Raw genomic sequence first — 14,765 nt, forward strand, 5'->3', positions numbered from 1 at the left:
ATGGATATTTGGTCTTGGTTCACAGATGGTATAGCTGCGCTTAATACCTGGGGTATTAACCTTATTGGTGAAACAGCGTGGTTAGTCATTTGGTCAATCATTAAAATTTTAGTGATTGCATTGCCAATTATTATCTGTGTGGCTTTCTTAACATTATGGGAACGTCGCATGATTGGTTATATGCATATCCGTCGCGGTCCAAATAGAGTGGGGCCTGGTGGTATTCTACAGCCATTTGCGGACGTACTAAAGTTATTAACAAAAGAAGTTATTGTTCCTTCAAAGTCAAACAAAATTTTGTATATTGTGGCTCCAATCTTGACATTAGTTCCCGCATTAGCGGCTTGGGCTGTGATACCTTTTGGTCCTGAAGCTGTATTGGCTAATATCAATGCAGGATTATTGTTTGTGATGGCTGTGACGTCATTAGGTGTATATGGTGTGATTCTTGCAGGTTGGGCATCAAACTCCAAATATCCATTTATTGCCGCTATGCGTGCATCAGCGCAAATGATTTCATATGAATTGGCGATGGGTTTTGTATTACTAACTGTGTTGCTTGTGTCTGGTACGCTAAATATGAATGGTATTGTGACAACACAAACAAAGGGTTGGTTTGCTGATTTAGGACTAACATTCCTTTCTTGGAACTGGTTACCATTATTACCATTGTTCGTTATTTATGTGATTTCAACAGTTGCGGAGACAAACCGTCATCCATTTGATGTGGTTGAGGGTGAGTCTGAGATCGTAGCTGGTCATATGGTGGAATATTCTGGTATGGGCTTTGCAATGTTCTTCTTAGCAGAGTATGCCAATATGATTCTTTTATCAGCAATGGCATCAATTTTATTCCTTGGTGGTTGGTCTAGTCCTTTAGACTTTGCGCCATTTAATATGATTCCAGGTTGGCTATGGTTAGGCATCAAGGCTTTTGTTGTTGTGTCGTTCTTTATTTGGTTCCGTGCATCATTCCCACGTTATCGTTATGACCAAATTATGCGTTTGGGGTGGAAAATTTTCATCCCATTAACAGGTATTTGGTTAGTAGTTGTGGCGATTTGGATGCAAACACCATTTAATATTTGGACCCATAACTAAGGAGTAGGTAAGATGAGTTTTAAAAATCACTTTGGAAGCCTATTCTTGACTGAGTTACTCAAGGGTATGGCATTAACAGGTAAATATTTCTTCAAGCCAAAATTTACCTTACGTTATCCATATGAAAAGACACCGATGTCACCACGTTTTCGTGGTTTACATGCACAACGCCGATATGCTAATGGTGAAGAGCGTTGTATTGCCTGTAAATTATGTGAAGCTATTTGTCCAGCAATGGCAATTAGTATTGAGTCTGAAGAACGAGCAGACGGTAGTCGCCGTACTAAGCGTTATGACATTGACTTAACCAAATGTATTTTCTGTGGTTTTTGTGAAGAAAGTTGTCCTGTCGATGCGATTGTGGAAACACATATTCACGAATATCACGGAGAAAAACGTGGTGATTTATATTTCACTAAAGATATGCTTTTAGCCGTTGGTGATAAGTATGAACCAGAAATTGCAGCGCGTCGTGAAGCTGATGCGCCTTATCGATAGGGCAGGTGAATAACATGATATTTTCAACTGTGTTATTTTATATTTTAGCGGTAGTGCTCATTTATGCATCGGTGCGAGTCATATTAGCACGCCATCCAGTAGTTGCTGTATTACACCTTATTTTAGGGTTCTTTACAGCATCAATGCTGTGGATTTTGATTGGCGCAGAATTTCTCGGGCTATTACTGATTGTGGTATATGTAGGAGCAGTGATGGTGCTGTTCTTATTCGTAGTGATGATGATTGATGTCGTTCCAGAATCATTACGTAGTAGTTTTAGAACTTACTTGCCTATCGGTATCGTTGTGGGAGGTATTATGGTGACTGAAGTGGCCTTTGTATTAGGGTCAGCTTATTTAAATACACCAGCACCTGCTACCTTGCCTGAAGGTTATAACAATACACTAGAGTTAGGTATAGCGATGTATACTCAATACTCATTTGCAATTCAAGTGGGTGCGTTGATTCTTTTAGTGGGTATGATTTCAGCGATTGCCTTAACATTACGTGATCGTAAGAACCGTAAATATATTCTTGCTAGTGATCAGTTATATGTCAAAGCAAAAGATCGTGTACGTTTAGTGGATATGAAATCAGAAGTGGACACTCCTAATGTTGATGGGGGTGAAAAATAATGACTATTACTCTAGCGCATTACCTTATTCTTGGTGCAATTTTATTTGCATTAGGTATTTTTGGTATTTTCTTTAATCGTCGCAACTTGATTAGCTTGCTAATGTCAATTGAATTGATGTTATTAGCTGTCAATATAAATTTTGTGGCATTTTCTGTATGGCATCCTGTAAATGGCTTACCTGATACAGCGGGTCAAATTTTTGTGTTTTTTATTCTTACGGTGGCTGCCTCTGAAGCGGCAATTGGTTTAGCGATTTTAGTATTACTATTCCGTAAGATTAATTCTATTAATGTAGACGACGTAGCTCGTCTAAAAGGGTAAGGGGATTAAGAATGACAACATTTTCTCCTATTCTCTTAGCATGCATTGCCTTTGCACCATTGCTAGGTGCAATTTTGGCAGGCTTATTTGGTACAGGCTTTTTGGGGAATTGTGTGAGCCGTAGAGGATCGCATATGGTGACGATTGCATTAGTTGCTTTCTCAGCGATTGCCTCAATTTTTGTACTGTACCAAGTCATTATGCATGATGCCTATTTTAATGACTCAATCTATACGTGGAGCATGATTGGCAACATTAAGATTGATATAGGATTTTTAATTGATCCTTTAAGTGCATTAATGATGGTTGTAGTCACATCAGTTTCATTGATGGTACATATCTACACGATTGGCTATATGGCTGATGACCCCGGCTACCAACGCTTCTTTGCCTATATTTCATTATTCACCTTCTCTATGTTAATGCTAGTGATGGGTAATAATATGTTGCTATTGTTCTTTGGTTGGGAAGCAGTAGGTTTAGTCTCTTATCTACTTATCGGTTTCTGGTATACCAAAGATACCGCCATTTTTGCGAACATGAAAGCATTCTTGGTAAACCGTGTGGGTGACTTTGGATTTATCCTAGGTATTGGTTTACTTTTTGCTTTCACTGGTTCAATGAATTACGATCAAATTTTTGCAAAAACGCAAGAATTAAATCAGGTCACTGTTTTAGGTGATTGGCATATGCTGACTCTCGCATGTATTTGCCTATTCATTGGTGCTATGGGTAAATCAGCTCAAGTGCCATTACATGCATGGTTACCTGACTCAATGGAAGGTCCTACTCCTATTTCAGCGTTAATTCATGCGGCAACCATGGTGACAGCAGGTATCTTTATGGTATCACGCTTCTCTCCAATCTATGAGTTAGCTCCTAGTGCTTTATCATTGATTATTGTGGTGGGCGCAATTGGTGCGTTATTCTTAGGTATCTTGGGTCTTATCCAAAACGATATTAAACGCGTTGTGGCTTACTCAACATTATCGCAACTTGGTTATATGACTGTAGCACTAGGAGCATCTGCTTACTCAGTGGCAGTATTCCACTTAATGACACATGCTTTCTTTAAAGCATTATTGTTCTTGGGAGCTGGTTCAGTCATTATTGGTATGCATCATGACCAAGATATTCGTAATATGGGTGGTTTACGCAAATATATGCCAATCACTTGGATTACTTTCTTAATTGGTACATTATCACTAGTTGGTACACCGTTCTTCTCAGGTTTTTATTCGAAAGAGCATGTTATTGAGGCTGCCCACCATGCAAGTGTTTGGGGTTCCGGCTTTGCTTATTATGCAACTCTGATCGGTGTATTCGTGACATCTCTTTACTCTTTCCGTGTTTACTTCTTAGTGTTCCATGGTAAAGAGAGATTTGATACGACAGACCATGCACATAATGATCATCACGATAATCACGGACATGATGATCATGGACATCATGGTGGTAAACCACACGAGTCACCATGGGTCGTAACCTTGCCATTAGTGGTATTAGCTATTCCGTCAGTCGGCATTGGTGCTTGGGCAGTTGATGCATTGTTATTTGGTGGTTACTTTAAAGATGTTATCTTTACTGGTGGCGAACATAGCACAGCAATGCCTGCATTAGCAGAACATTTCCACGGTTGGGTAGAGTATGGTATTCACGCATTTACTACGTTACCATTCTGGTTAATGGTAGCAGGTTTAGTTGTAGCCTTATATGGGTATGTGATTAATCCTTCATTACCTCCTAAGATTTATAAAGCATTCTCTGGCGTGAATCGTGTTCTTGAAAACAAATACTATGTAGATTGGATTTATGAGAATGTATTTGCACGAGGAGCACGTAGCTTAGGTAAGTTATTCTGGAATGTCGGCGATAAAGGTATTATTGAAGGCATCCTTATTGGTGGTTCAACCCGTTTAGTCGGTTTAGTAGCGGCAATTAGCCGAGTACTACAATCAGGTCATATTTATCATTATGCGTTTGCAATGATTGCGGGTTTAATCGTATTAATTTCTTTCTTTGTTTTGGTGAAATAAGGGCGGCGAAATGACATCAACTATTCCATGGCTTTCCTTATCGATTTTTGTACCCATTATTGCTGGTATTTTAGTATTAGTTTTTGGGCGAGATGATCGCGCAGACTATACGAGAAAAATGGCATTGATTGGTGCAATAGTCAGTTTTTTAGTAACGTTACCTATTATCGCGGGCTTTGACGCATCTACAGCAGATATGCAGTTTGTAGAGCAAGTAGCTTGGATTGATGCCTTTAATGTATCTTACCATTTAGGTGTGGACGGTATCAGTGTATGGTTTGTGATCCTAACCGCATTTATTACCATTATGGTGGTAGTAGCTGGTTGGGAGGTTATCACTAGCCGAGTAGCGCAATACATGGCCGCTTTCTTAATCCTTTCTGGATTAATGGTAGGTGTGTTTGTCGCATTAGATGGCTTGCTTTTCTATGTATTTTTCGAAGCAACGCTTATTCCTATGTATATTATTATTGGTGTTTGGGGAGGACCAAATCGTGTTTATGCCGCCTTCAAATTCTTTTTATATACATTGCTAGGTTCTTTACTAACACTGATTGCGTTTATTTATTTGTATACTCAAACAGGCACGTTTGATATTGCGACATGGCAAAAATTGCCTTTAGGTATGACGCCACAACTATTCATTTTCTTTGCCTTGTTTGCAGCCTTTGCTGTTAAAGTACCGATGTGGCCAGTTCATACTTGGTTGCCTGATGCTCACGTTGAAGCGCCTACAGGTGGTTCAATTGTACTTGCAGCGATTATGTTGAAATTAGGTGCGTATGGTTTCTTGCGTTTCTCTTTACCTATCGCTCCTGATGCATCACAAAGCATGGCAGGTTTAATGATTGCATTATCATTAATTGCGGTGATTTATATTGGTCTTGTAGCAATTGTTCAGGACGATATGAAAAAATTGGTTGCCTATTCTTCTGTGGCACATATGGCATTTGTGACCTTAGGCTTCTTTATGTTTAATACAACAGGTCTTGAGGGTGCTATTATCCAAATGATTTCACATGGCTTCGTCTCTGGTGCGATGTTTATGTGTATCGGTGTACTTTATGATCGCTTACATTCACGTCGTATTGCTGATTACGGTGGTGTGATTAATGTGATGCCAAAATTTGTGACTTTCTTTGTATTGTTCTCTATGGCAAATAGTGGTTTACCAGCGACAAGTGGATTCGTTGGTGAGTTCTATGTGATTTTAGGTGCGGTGGAATATAATTTCTGGATTGGTCTATTAACGGCAACCGCATTAATTTTGGGTGCTTCTTACTCATTATGGATGGTTAAACGTGTTGCGTATGGTTCAGTCAAAAATCCACATGTAGCAGAAATGAGTGATATTAATAAACGTGAATTTGCTGTCCTCGCTTGTTTAGCTGTATTTACATTATTTATGGGTGTATATCCACAAGCATTTACAGATGTTATTCACGTTTCAGCACAAAACTTACTTGAGCATGTTGCTCAATCTAAACTGTAGGCTAGGACAATAATGGATAATCAATTTAATTTTGTACTCGCATTACCGGAAATTGTTCTCTGTATTTTGGCAACCGGTATTCTACTTGTAGAGGCTTTTGCGAAATCGAAAGATAGTGCATTAAGTTACACACTATCAATAGTCTCATTAGTTGTTGTGTGTATTATCTCTTTATTCCAATGGAATAGTGGGGTAGATGGAACGACTTTTTATCAACAATTTACAGTTGATCCATTAGCACACCTATTAAAAGTATTTTCATACATTGCTGTACTTGTTACGTTAATCTATAGCCGCACGTATTTAGTCGAGCGTTTTATGGTGAAAGGTGGTGAGTACTATGCCTTAACACTTTATGCTTTACTAGGTCAAATGGTGATGATTTCTGCGTCAAGCATGTTAACTATTTACCTTGGTTTAGAGTTAATGTCATTGGCGTTATATGCGCTAGTTGCTGTCCGCCGTGACCATTTAGGTAGCATTGAGTCTGCGATGAAATACTATATTCTTGGCTCTTTAGCTTCTGGCTTTATGCTCTATGGTATCTCAATGGTGTATGGTGCGACTGGCTATGTAAATTTAGCTGATGTCGCGCAAGCATTACATTCAGGTAAATATGAGCAAATGGCATTTGTATTAGGTGTTGTATTTGTCGTAGGTGGTATTGCCTTCAAACTTGGAGCGGTGCCTTTCCATATGTGGATTCCTGACGTTTATCAGGGAGCACCAACAGCAGTTACGTTGACTATTGCTGCGGCTCCAAAATTAGCGGCTTTTGCGATGGCATTACGCTTATTAGTTGAGACGATGAATGCTGTGTCAATCAGTTGGCAACCAATGTTAATTATCTTAGCAGTGTTATCACTTGCGATTGGTAACTTGACAGCGATTATGCAAACTAACTTTAAACGTATGCTTGCCTACTCGACTATTTCACATATTGGTTTTGTGTTGCTAGGTTTATTGTCGGGTGTTTCTGATGGTAAATTGACTAGTGGAGCCTATGGTGCATCATTGTTCTACATGATTACCTATGTGTTAACAACATTAGCTTCATTTGGTGTGGTGTTAATCCTTAGCCGTAATCATTTCGAAAGTGAAGAGATTAGCGATTTAGCAGGTTTAAATAAACGCAATCCATTACTGGCATTTGCTATCTTAATCTTGATGTTCTCGTTAGCAGGTATTCCTCCATTAGTAGGATTCTATGCTAAATTGGTTGTGCTTCAAGCCGCATTAGCAGCGGGTCATATTGCACTAACAGTGATTGCTGTACTGTTCTCATTAATTGGTGCTTTTTACTATCTAAGAGTAGTGAAAACAGTCTACTTTGATGAGCCACCAGTAAATGCACCTGCTATCGGTAACCAAGTAAGTTTCCGTAGTGGTGTATTATCAGTGAATGGTTTCTTAATTGTGTTGCTAGGTATTTTACCTGGCGCTTTATTAACACTATGTGTCCAAGTGATTGATGCTTCACTTAAATTTGGACAATAATTAGTTTTTTTGAATAAGTAGTATGTATCCAGAAATATCCGTTTGGTTAATTATATTGTTGGCGATTGTTTGTGCTAATTTGCCGTTTTTGACCAAGCGGATATTTGCTTTTGTCCCTTATCAACTTAAGGGTGAGCCAGAAAAATTTGCTGGGTTTTATACGGCAAGAGCATTAATATCATATGTGTTGATGGGGTTCACGTTTTATCTATTATCTGAACCTGCTTTTCCTCTTAGTGCTAAACTCTTTGCGCTATTTGTATATATATTGATTTTTATGGCACCAGGCTATTTTTATGGCAAATATATTTCGTATAAAAATATTGGTATTGAATTGCTAGAGTTGATTCTTGCTATCTGTTTTGTCGCTGCTGTGGGCTTCTTTATTGAATCTTACTATGCCAATAAATATACACAAAGCTGGCAATTTTACGCTATAGGTATTTGTATTTTCTTGGTGCTATCTTTTCCAGGATTTGTGTGGCGACATTTGATGCGTCATCCAAAATCTGCTTCCTAGTATATTGAAGAAGAGTTGAAAATCTCTTTATATATTTGCCAATAAGACTATTATTTTTGTCCGTGTAATTCTTGATGAATACGCATGGCTTTTGCTTCCATTCGTTTTAGTTCAGTTATTTTAAGATTCTCTGGCGCTGATTTCATAATCACTTGCATGACTTGAGCTGTTGCAATGGCATCAGAGATGGCTTTATGTCTATTGCTATTTTGAATAGCAAATAAATTCATCCAATAATCTAGATTACGATGCTGTCTGGCATGTTCAGGAAAGAATAAGGGGGCAACAAAAGCAATATCTAGCCAAGTACGATTATTTAAATCTATGCCAAGGTATTTTTTTAATGCTTTATTTAGCATTGGTTTATCGAACCCTACATAAAAGGCAACAAGAGGTTGTTTACCAATAAACTCTAAAAATTGCATTAGTGCTTCAGCCGGATCTATGCCATTGAGTTGCGCTTGTCTGCTAATGCGATGGATTAAAATATTTTTTTTGCTACTACTTTGTTCTTGCCTCAGAATAACATCTAGTGTTTGCGATAGAGGAATTTTTCCATTGATTAATTGACAAGCACCAATGGCAATTAATTGGTCTTTGCGTAAACTAAATCCACTTGTTTCTACATCAAGAATAATAAATTTTATATTGGTGAATGGTTGTGCTAAGTCTGGTTCAGGTAAAGCTTTCCATCGCTCAAGACGTTGTTGAATATGTTCATCTATGACAGGACTAGGATTAAAGAAAGATTTAATGAATCGGGGTAGTGACATATTCGCCTCTATAAATGGAAACGATGAGCAAGGCTACTTTGGAGTTCACGGATTAAGCGAAAAGCTTCTTTTAATACACGGGTATTTAGAGAGTTTAGCTCGCTTGGTTTTATTTCATTACTTAGCGGTAGATTGGCTTTATCCAACTCAAAATGATGTTGCATACGTAATAGTTGGATAAACAAGAAAGATTCAATACACCCATTAATTTGTTTTTCAGTAAAGCCAGCTTTGTTAATAATATCTTTAAAGCGTTGAACAGTGTTGGTACTATTTGAACCATGTTCAAGCGCAAGAATACGTGCTATATCAACCAATAAGGCAGAACCATTTATTTTCAAGTCAATCGCATTATGGCTATTAGTATTAAAATCCTTGAGTAATCCAAGAGGAGGGCGATTATTTAAGGCATTTTGCGTGAGAAAGCGGAAGAACATTTTTTGTATTGAGGCATATTCTTGCAACCAAGTACGTAAATCATTTGCTAGGGAAAAGTCGCCCGAAATGGCTCGGAAATCGAAAAAAATCGTACTATTTAATAAAGCTTTGGAATCAGGTACATCAATCCATTTAGTAAATCGTTGCTGCCATTCTTTTTCACTCAAACAGCATTCAGGATTCATTGCCATGATATTACCTTTGCATAGTGGAAAGCCAAGCTTATCTAAATCGTGATTGACAGCATGAGCAAATGACAATAGTACTTGTTTATGTGCATGGTTGTTTTGACTATCCTTATAAATAATACCGTTATCTTGATCTGTATAAAACATTTGTTCCATACGGCCTTCTGACCCCATGGCAATCCAACAAAAATCAATATTTGCTAATTCTGGATGTGCTTTTTGTTGTAGCTCAATAACTTTCTCGGTAATTAAATCATTTAAGGTTGAAATAATATGGGTGAGTTGTCCAATTGCCACACCTTGAGCCATCATGTTTTGAGCCAGTTTTTTAATCTCTACAAGTGATAGCTTGAGCTCTTCTAAATGTGTTGCATGATGAATCATATGGCTAATATCGCGTAGTCCAATACGTTGTAAAGAAAATAAGTCTCGCTCAGACACTACACCTAAAAAGGTATGCTGGTGATCAATAATGAGAATATGTCTAAAGCCATATTTCGCCATTAATAAAGCAGCTTCATAAGCCATATCCTCTTTATTTAAACAGATAGGGTCAGTCGTCATGAAATCAGCTATAGGTCGATCAAGGGATGCTTGCGGAATGGTAATTCGACGTAAAACATCATGTAAGGTAAATATACCAATAGGCTGAATATGCTCATTAACGACTACCATAGAGCCAATACCAGTTTTATCCATCATATCTAGAACATCACGAATGGGCTTATCGGCTTTACATGAAAATGCTTCTTTGTTGAGTAACTCTCCTAGTTGAAGAGATAAGGTCTGTTGAGAGGTGGTGCTATTGGTATATTGATTTTGAATAATACGTTTTGATTCCTCTAATAATGAAGCCACACGAGTTTCACAGAACGCACGAAATTCTGTACTTTGCTCTCTTAACTGGTAAAACACTGAGCTAGGAATTTGATAAACAAAACAATCCGTTAGTGCAATAAATTGGCTAGTATTTGGGGTATTAGAAATGAGTGGTCCAAATGGAAAACCTTCGCCTTCTTCAAATTCAAAGGCATTCTTATAGAATTGGTTTTCTTTTGCTTCTCGTTGGCTTTGGACAACGCCTTGTTTCATAATAAAAAACACATCAGGTGGCGTATCTTTTTTATTATCTAGAAGAATTTCCCCTTCGGAAAAGTAATTGATTTCTGCTTGCTCCGCTAATAGTGTCATTGATGAAATATCCATTTTTTGGAAAGGTAAGAATTGTTGTAAATGACTAATGGTTGAGCGGATAGCTTCCATAACGAGACCCTGTTGATTGCTAGATTAGGCAAAATAAAAATATGTAACAAAGCTGATTTGAATTTAATTTAAATCAAAAAAATTTATAGGCATACCAGTTACTGTATCGAAAATAGTGACTATATGTACCTAGTATAACTACTTATTTTTAAATAAAAAATATCTTAATTTATTAGAGATTTCCCTAATTTTTAGAAAAAAACCTTTGCCTTTTTAATGGATGAAAATATACTGAAACAGTCGTTTATGAAGCATTAATCTATTACATTCTTATAATCTAAAAGAGGAGAACAAAAATGAGCGACAATCATCAACAAATCGACCATGGCGGGTACTGGAAAGCAACTAAAAGGTTGTTATTGTCCATTCTCGTTGTTTGGTTTTTATGCTCTTATGGTGCGGGTATTTTGTTCGTCGAGTTCTTTAACCAATTCCATATTGGAGGTTATCCATTAGGATTCTGGTTTGCTCAACAGGGCTCTATTTATATCTTCATTATCCTGATTTTCTACTACACCAAGAAAATGGGTGATATTGATAAACGTTTCGATGTACACGAGGAATAGGAGTTCAGTATGGATTTACAAACAATTACGTATATAGTCGTTGGACTCAGTTTTGCACTTTACCTCGGTATTGCATGGTGGTCTCGCGCTGGTAGCACCCAAGAGTTCTATGTAGCTGGTGGCGGTGTACATCCTATTGTAAATGGTATGGCAACAGGTGCAGACTGGATGTCTGCGGCTTCATTTATTGGTATGGCTGGTCTTATTGCCAATATGGGATATGGTGGTACCGTATTCTTAATGGGCTGGACAGGTGGTTATGTGCTATTAGCGATGTTATTAGCACCATATCTACGTAAATTTGGTCGTTTCACTGTGCCTGAGTTTATTGGTGATCGTTTCTATAGTAATAGTGCGCGTACCGTAGCGGTAGTATGTTTATTATTAGCTTCTGTTACCTATGTTATTGGTCAAATGACTGGTGTGGGTGTAGCGTTCTCTCGTTTCCTAGATGTATCTAACGAAACTGGTATTTATATCGGTATGGGTATCGTATTCTTCTACGCTGTATTTGGTGGTATGAAGGGTATCACTTATACACAAGTAGCCCAATTTATTGTGTTAATTCTTGCTTACACGATTCCTGCTATTTTTATCTCATTACAATTAACGGGACATGTATTACCTCAGACTGGTCTAGGTGGTAATTTAGTTGAATCAGGTCAACCTTTATTAGAGCGTTTAAATCAAATCATTCTTGATTTAGGTTTCAAAGAGTATACAACCGAATTTGCCGGTGGTAGTAAACTCAACACCTTCTTCTTTACCTTATCTCTTATGATTGGTACGGCAGGTTTACCTCACGTTATTGTGCGTTTCTTCACTGTGCCAAAAGTATCAGATGCACGTAAATCAGCTGGATGGGCGTTAGTGTTTATTGCGATTCTTTATACAACGGCTCCTGCTGTTGGTGCAATGGCCCGTTATAATGTCCATGCAACAGTCAATGCTAATGTTGTAAAAGGCGGAGATTTATTTGATAACTCTGCATTATTAAGTCATTCTGCTAAACCTGAATGGATGGTACGTTGGGAGCATACTGGACTATTGAAATTCAATGATAAGAATGGTGATGGTCTCATTCAATACTATAATGATAAGAACAAAAACCCTGAGTTTGTTGCTAAGACAGAAGCAGCTGGTTGGAAAGGATCGGAAATGGATGTTAATCCCGATATCCTAGTATTGGCTAACCCTGAAATTGCTATGCTACCAAACTGGGTAATTGCTCTCGTTGCGGCTGGTGGTCTAGCAGCGGCATTATCTACCGCAGCAGGGCTATTGATGGCTATCTCTTCAGCGGTATCCCATGACTTGATTAAGAGTGTGATCAATCCAAATATTAGTGAGAAAAACGAGCTATTGGCTGGTAAGATTTCTATGGCTGTAGCGATTGTATTTGCAGGTTGGTTGGGCTTAAATCCTCCGGGGTTTGCGGCAGGTACTGTGGCACTGGCTTTCGGTATTGCTGCATCTAGTTTGTTCCCTGCTATTATGATGGGTATTTTTAGTACTAAGATTAATAAGCAAGGGGCAATATGGGGAATGATTACTGGTCTATTTGTGACGCTATTCTATGTGTTTGCTCACAAAGGTATCTTCTTCATTCAAGGAACCACATATACCGATTTAATCGGTGGGCCAAATTCATTCTTTGGTATTTCACCAGAAGGAATTGGTGCTATTGGTGCACTAGTCAATTTTGTGGTTGCCTTCATTGTAAGTAAAGTTACACCAGCTGTTCCTGCTAATATTCAGCAGTTAGTAGAGTCAATCCGTATCCCTCGTGGCGCGGGTGCTGCTCATGATCACTAGACTATAGTGGTTGATTAAGCAATGGCTAGGTTGGTAAGTTATCTTATCAACCTAGTATCAGAAAGGAGAAGACAATGGCAGAGTATGTTGATATAGCACTGACTTGGTTATTATTTTTATCATTATTTCCAATTGCTGGGTTTTGGTTATATCGTGCGTATCGTATGGGTGTAAAAAAGGATTATTCCTTAGTGGCATTAAAACGAGGCGTACCTGCCATCAATCCTAGAAAATTTATTCTTGCGGACACAATTTTGCATTTGTTAGCTGGTCTGATGATTGTTTATGCGATTTATGGTGTCGTTATCGAGGGGTGGCATTACAATGATTGGACAGCAGTAGCAGGTAGCACAATATGGTGTAAAGTTATTTTTAGCTTTATTATGGGACGCCATGCCCATCCACCAAAGCCTAAAAAAGCGGTTGCTTGATAAAAGCGGTAGTTGTCTAAAATTATGGGTTAAACCAGTTTAGGATAGCATCTAAGCCAGAATGATTAATACTAAATCTTGCTTGTTCTTGTACGATAGGTTTTGCCCTATAGGCAACCGAATAATAGGCATTCTCCATCATTAATAAATCATTCGATCCGTCACCCATAGCGATACATTGATGAATGCTTGCTCCTTCTTTTTCTGCTAGTGTTTTTAAATAGTTTGCTTTAGCTTGAGCATCGACAATATCACCTAAAACTTCACCAGTTAAATAACCATTGCTATCAATCTCTAGAGTATTGGCATGAGTTTCATAAAGTCCTAGGCGTTGTTTTAAACGTTCTGTGAAAAAAGTAAATCCGCCAGAAACTAGCAAGGTTTTAATTCCTGCTTGATGTGCTTTTTGTAATAAATGTTCAGCTCCTGGGTTTAAGAAGAGCTTTTCGGTATAGACTTGTTCTAGTGCTGTCGCTGGTACACCCTTTAACATTGCTACCCGTCTGCGTAGACTTTCAGAAAAATCTTTGATTTCACCTCGCATAGCTGCCTCAGTGATTGCTGCTACTTGTTCTTTGCGTCCAGCTATTGCCGCTATTTCATCAATACATTCAATATTAATCAAGGTTGAATCCATATCCATGGCAAGAATTTTCATATTTTTCCAATCCTGTAAACCTTGTTCAAAATAAGCAAAATCAATGAGATTGTTTTTTGCCCATTGTTGAATATCACTTACTGAAGTGGTATCGATATCATAAAGCAAGCCACCATGAGCACCTAGTAACACTAATTGATTAGCATTGGCAGTAGCGGCTGCTTGTTCCATTAAGGATAAATTTAGGCGAGGAGCTTGAATAATGATACTAGGTTGTGTAAACATGGATAACCTTTGGGAATATGTTAAAGCATATAAAACTAGTTGAATAGCTTAAAACAGCATAGGCAAAATTATACAAGTTATTCTGTAGGGTAACGTTTTTTTATGTCATTTAATGTTGACTTAACACCTTTTGAGGTGATAGTGTTTTTATCAATTGCCTGATAGAGTCAATTCGTTGGGCAATATCACTCATTATTTTTAATTCAATTCTTAGCTTATCAGGTCCTTGTAATTCTGACATGACGATTTTGTTGATTAATTCAATAATCATAACAGGATCAATTTTATTATCGTTAGCATTAATAC

The 14,765-nt window shown here is 37.9% G+C and carries 15 protein-coding genes; 11 read left to right on the forward strand and 4 right to left on the reverse strand.

Annotated elements, in window-relative coordinates:
- Genes nuoH through V757_RS0113875 form a run of 8 tightly spaced genes read left to right on the forward strand, consistent with a single transcriptional unit; the run spans position 1 to position 8,102 of the window.
- Positions 1-1,101 carry an NADH-quinone oxidoreductase subunit NuoH gene (gene nuoH, locus V757_RS20205; protein ID WP_023950475.1) on the forward strand — a complete coding sequence of 367 codons (1,101 nt, stop codon included), beginning with the start codon at positions 1-3 and terminating at the stop codon, positions 1,099-1,101.
- 12 nt (positions 1,102-1,113) lie between these two features.
- Positions 1,114-1,599 carry an NADH-quinone oxidoreductase subunit NuoI gene (gene nuoI / locus V757_RS20210; protein ID WP_023950477.1) on the forward strand — a complete coding sequence of 162 codons (486 nt, stop codon included), beginning with the start codon at positions 1,114-1,116 and terminating at the stop codon, positions 1,597-1,599.
- Positions 1,600-1,613: 14 nt separating this feature from the next.
- Positions 1,614-2,234 carry an NADH-quinone oxidoreductase subunit J gene (locus V757_RS20215; RefSeq protein ID WP_023950479.1) on the forward strand — a complete coding sequence of 207 codons (621 nt, stop codon included), beginning with the start codon at positions 1,614-1,616 and terminating at the stop codon, positions 2,232-2,234.
- Positions 2,234-2,557, forward strand: coding sequence for an NADH-quinone oxidoreductase subunit NuoK (nuoK, locus tag V757_RS20220; RefSeq protein ID WP_023950481.1), 324 nt, complete (start codon positions 2,234-2,236; stop codon positions 2,555-2,557). Before V757_RS20215 ends, nuoK begins: the two co-directional genes overlap by 1 nt.
- A gap of 11 nt (positions 2,558-2,568) precedes the next feature.
- A complete protein-coding gene (gene nuoL, locus V757_RS20225) occupies positions 2,569-4,593 on the forward strand; it encodes an NADH-quinone oxidoreductase subunit L (RefSeq protein ID WP_023950483.1) in 2,025 nt (674 codons plus the stop codon).
- Positions 4,594-4,603: 10 nt separating this feature from the next.
- On the forward strand, positions 4,604-6,085 hold the full coding sequence (locus V757_RS20230) for an NADH-quinone oxidoreductase subunit M (protein ID WP_023950485.1): 1,482 nt from the start codon (positions 4,604-4,606) through the stop codon (positions 6,083-6,085).
- Positions 6,086-6,097: 12 nt separating this feature from the next.
- Positions 6,098-7,582: an NADH-quinone oxidoreductase subunit NuoN gene (nuoN, locus tag V757_RS20235; RefSeq protein ID WP_023950487.1), complete on the forward strand. Its 1,485-nt coding sequence runs from the start codon at positions 6,098-6,100 to the stop codon at positions 7,580-7,582.
- 22 nt (positions 7,583-7,604) lie between these two features.
- Positions 7,605-8,102, forward strand: coding sequence for a DUF2818 family protein (locus V757_RS0113875; RefSeq protein WP_031274421.1), 498 nt, complete (start codon positions 7,605-7,607; stop codon positions 8,100-8,102).
- 50 nt (positions 8,103-8,152) lie between these two features.
- Here V757_RS0113875 and V757_RS20240 read toward each other — a convergent pair whose 3' ends face one another.
- Positions 8,153-8,875 carry a 3'-5' exonuclease gene (locus V757_RS20240; RefSeq protein ID WP_023950489.1) on the reverse strand — a complete coding sequence of 241 codons (723 nt, stop codon included), beginning with the start codon at positions 8,873-8,875 and terminating at the stop codon, positions 8,153-8,155.
- A gap of 8 nt (positions 8,876-8,883) precedes the next feature.
- Positions 8,884-10,764, reverse strand: coding sequence for a DUF294 nucleotidyltransferase-like domain-containing protein (locus V757_RS20245; protein WP_023950491.1), 1,881 nt, complete (start codon positions 10,762-10,764; stop codon positions 8,884-8,886).
- Positions 10,765-11,060: 296 nt separating this feature from the next.
- On the opposite strand from V757_RS20245, the gene V757_RS20250 reads away from it, so the two are divergent.
- The 3 genes from V757_RS20250 to V757_RS20260 all read left to right on the forward strand — a co-directional run bounded on the left by V757_RS20250 (position 11,061) and on the right by V757_RS20260 (position 13,576).
- On the forward strand, positions 11,061-11,330 hold the full coding sequence (locus V757_RS20250) for a DUF4212 domain-containing protein (protein ID WP_023950493.1): 270 nt from the start codon (positions 11,061-11,063) through the stop codon (positions 11,328-11,330).
- A 9-nt stretch (positions 11,331-11,339) separates the two neighbouring features.
- Positions 11,340-13,145 carry a sodium:solute symporter family protein gene (locus tag V757_RS20255; RefSeq protein WP_023950498.1) on the forward strand — a complete coding sequence of 602 codons (1,806 nt, stop codon included), beginning with the start codon at positions 11,340-11,342 and terminating at the stop codon, positions 13,143-13,145.
- Positions 13,146-13,219: 74 nt separating this feature from the next.
- Positions 13,220-13,576, forward strand: coding sequence for a hypothetical protein (locus tag V757_RS20260; protein WP_023950500.1), 357 nt, complete (start codon positions 13,220-13,222; stop codon positions 13,574-13,576).
- A 22-nt stretch (positions 13,577-13,598) separates the two neighbouring features.
- Here V757_RS20260 and serB read toward each other — a convergent pair whose 3' ends face one another.
- Both serB and V757_RS0113880 read right to left on the reverse strand, forming a co-directional pair.
- Positions 13,599-14,459: a phosphoserine phosphatase SerB gene (gene serB / locus V757_RS20265; protein ID WP_023950502.1), complete on the reverse strand. Its 861-nt coding sequence runs from the start codon at positions 14,457-14,459 to the stop codon at positions 13,599-13,601.
- A gap of 109 nt (positions 14,460-14,568) precedes the next feature.
- Positions 14,569-14,765: hypothetical protein (locus V757_RS0113880; protein ID WP_031274424.1), on the reverse strand; the 197-nt coding region annotated here is incomplete at its 5' end.

The organism is Pelistega indica (genome assembly GCF_000506865.1).
Classification (GTDB): Bacteria; Pseudomonadota; Gammaproteobacteria; order Burkholderiales; family Burkholderiaceae_B; genus Taylorella; species Taylorella indica.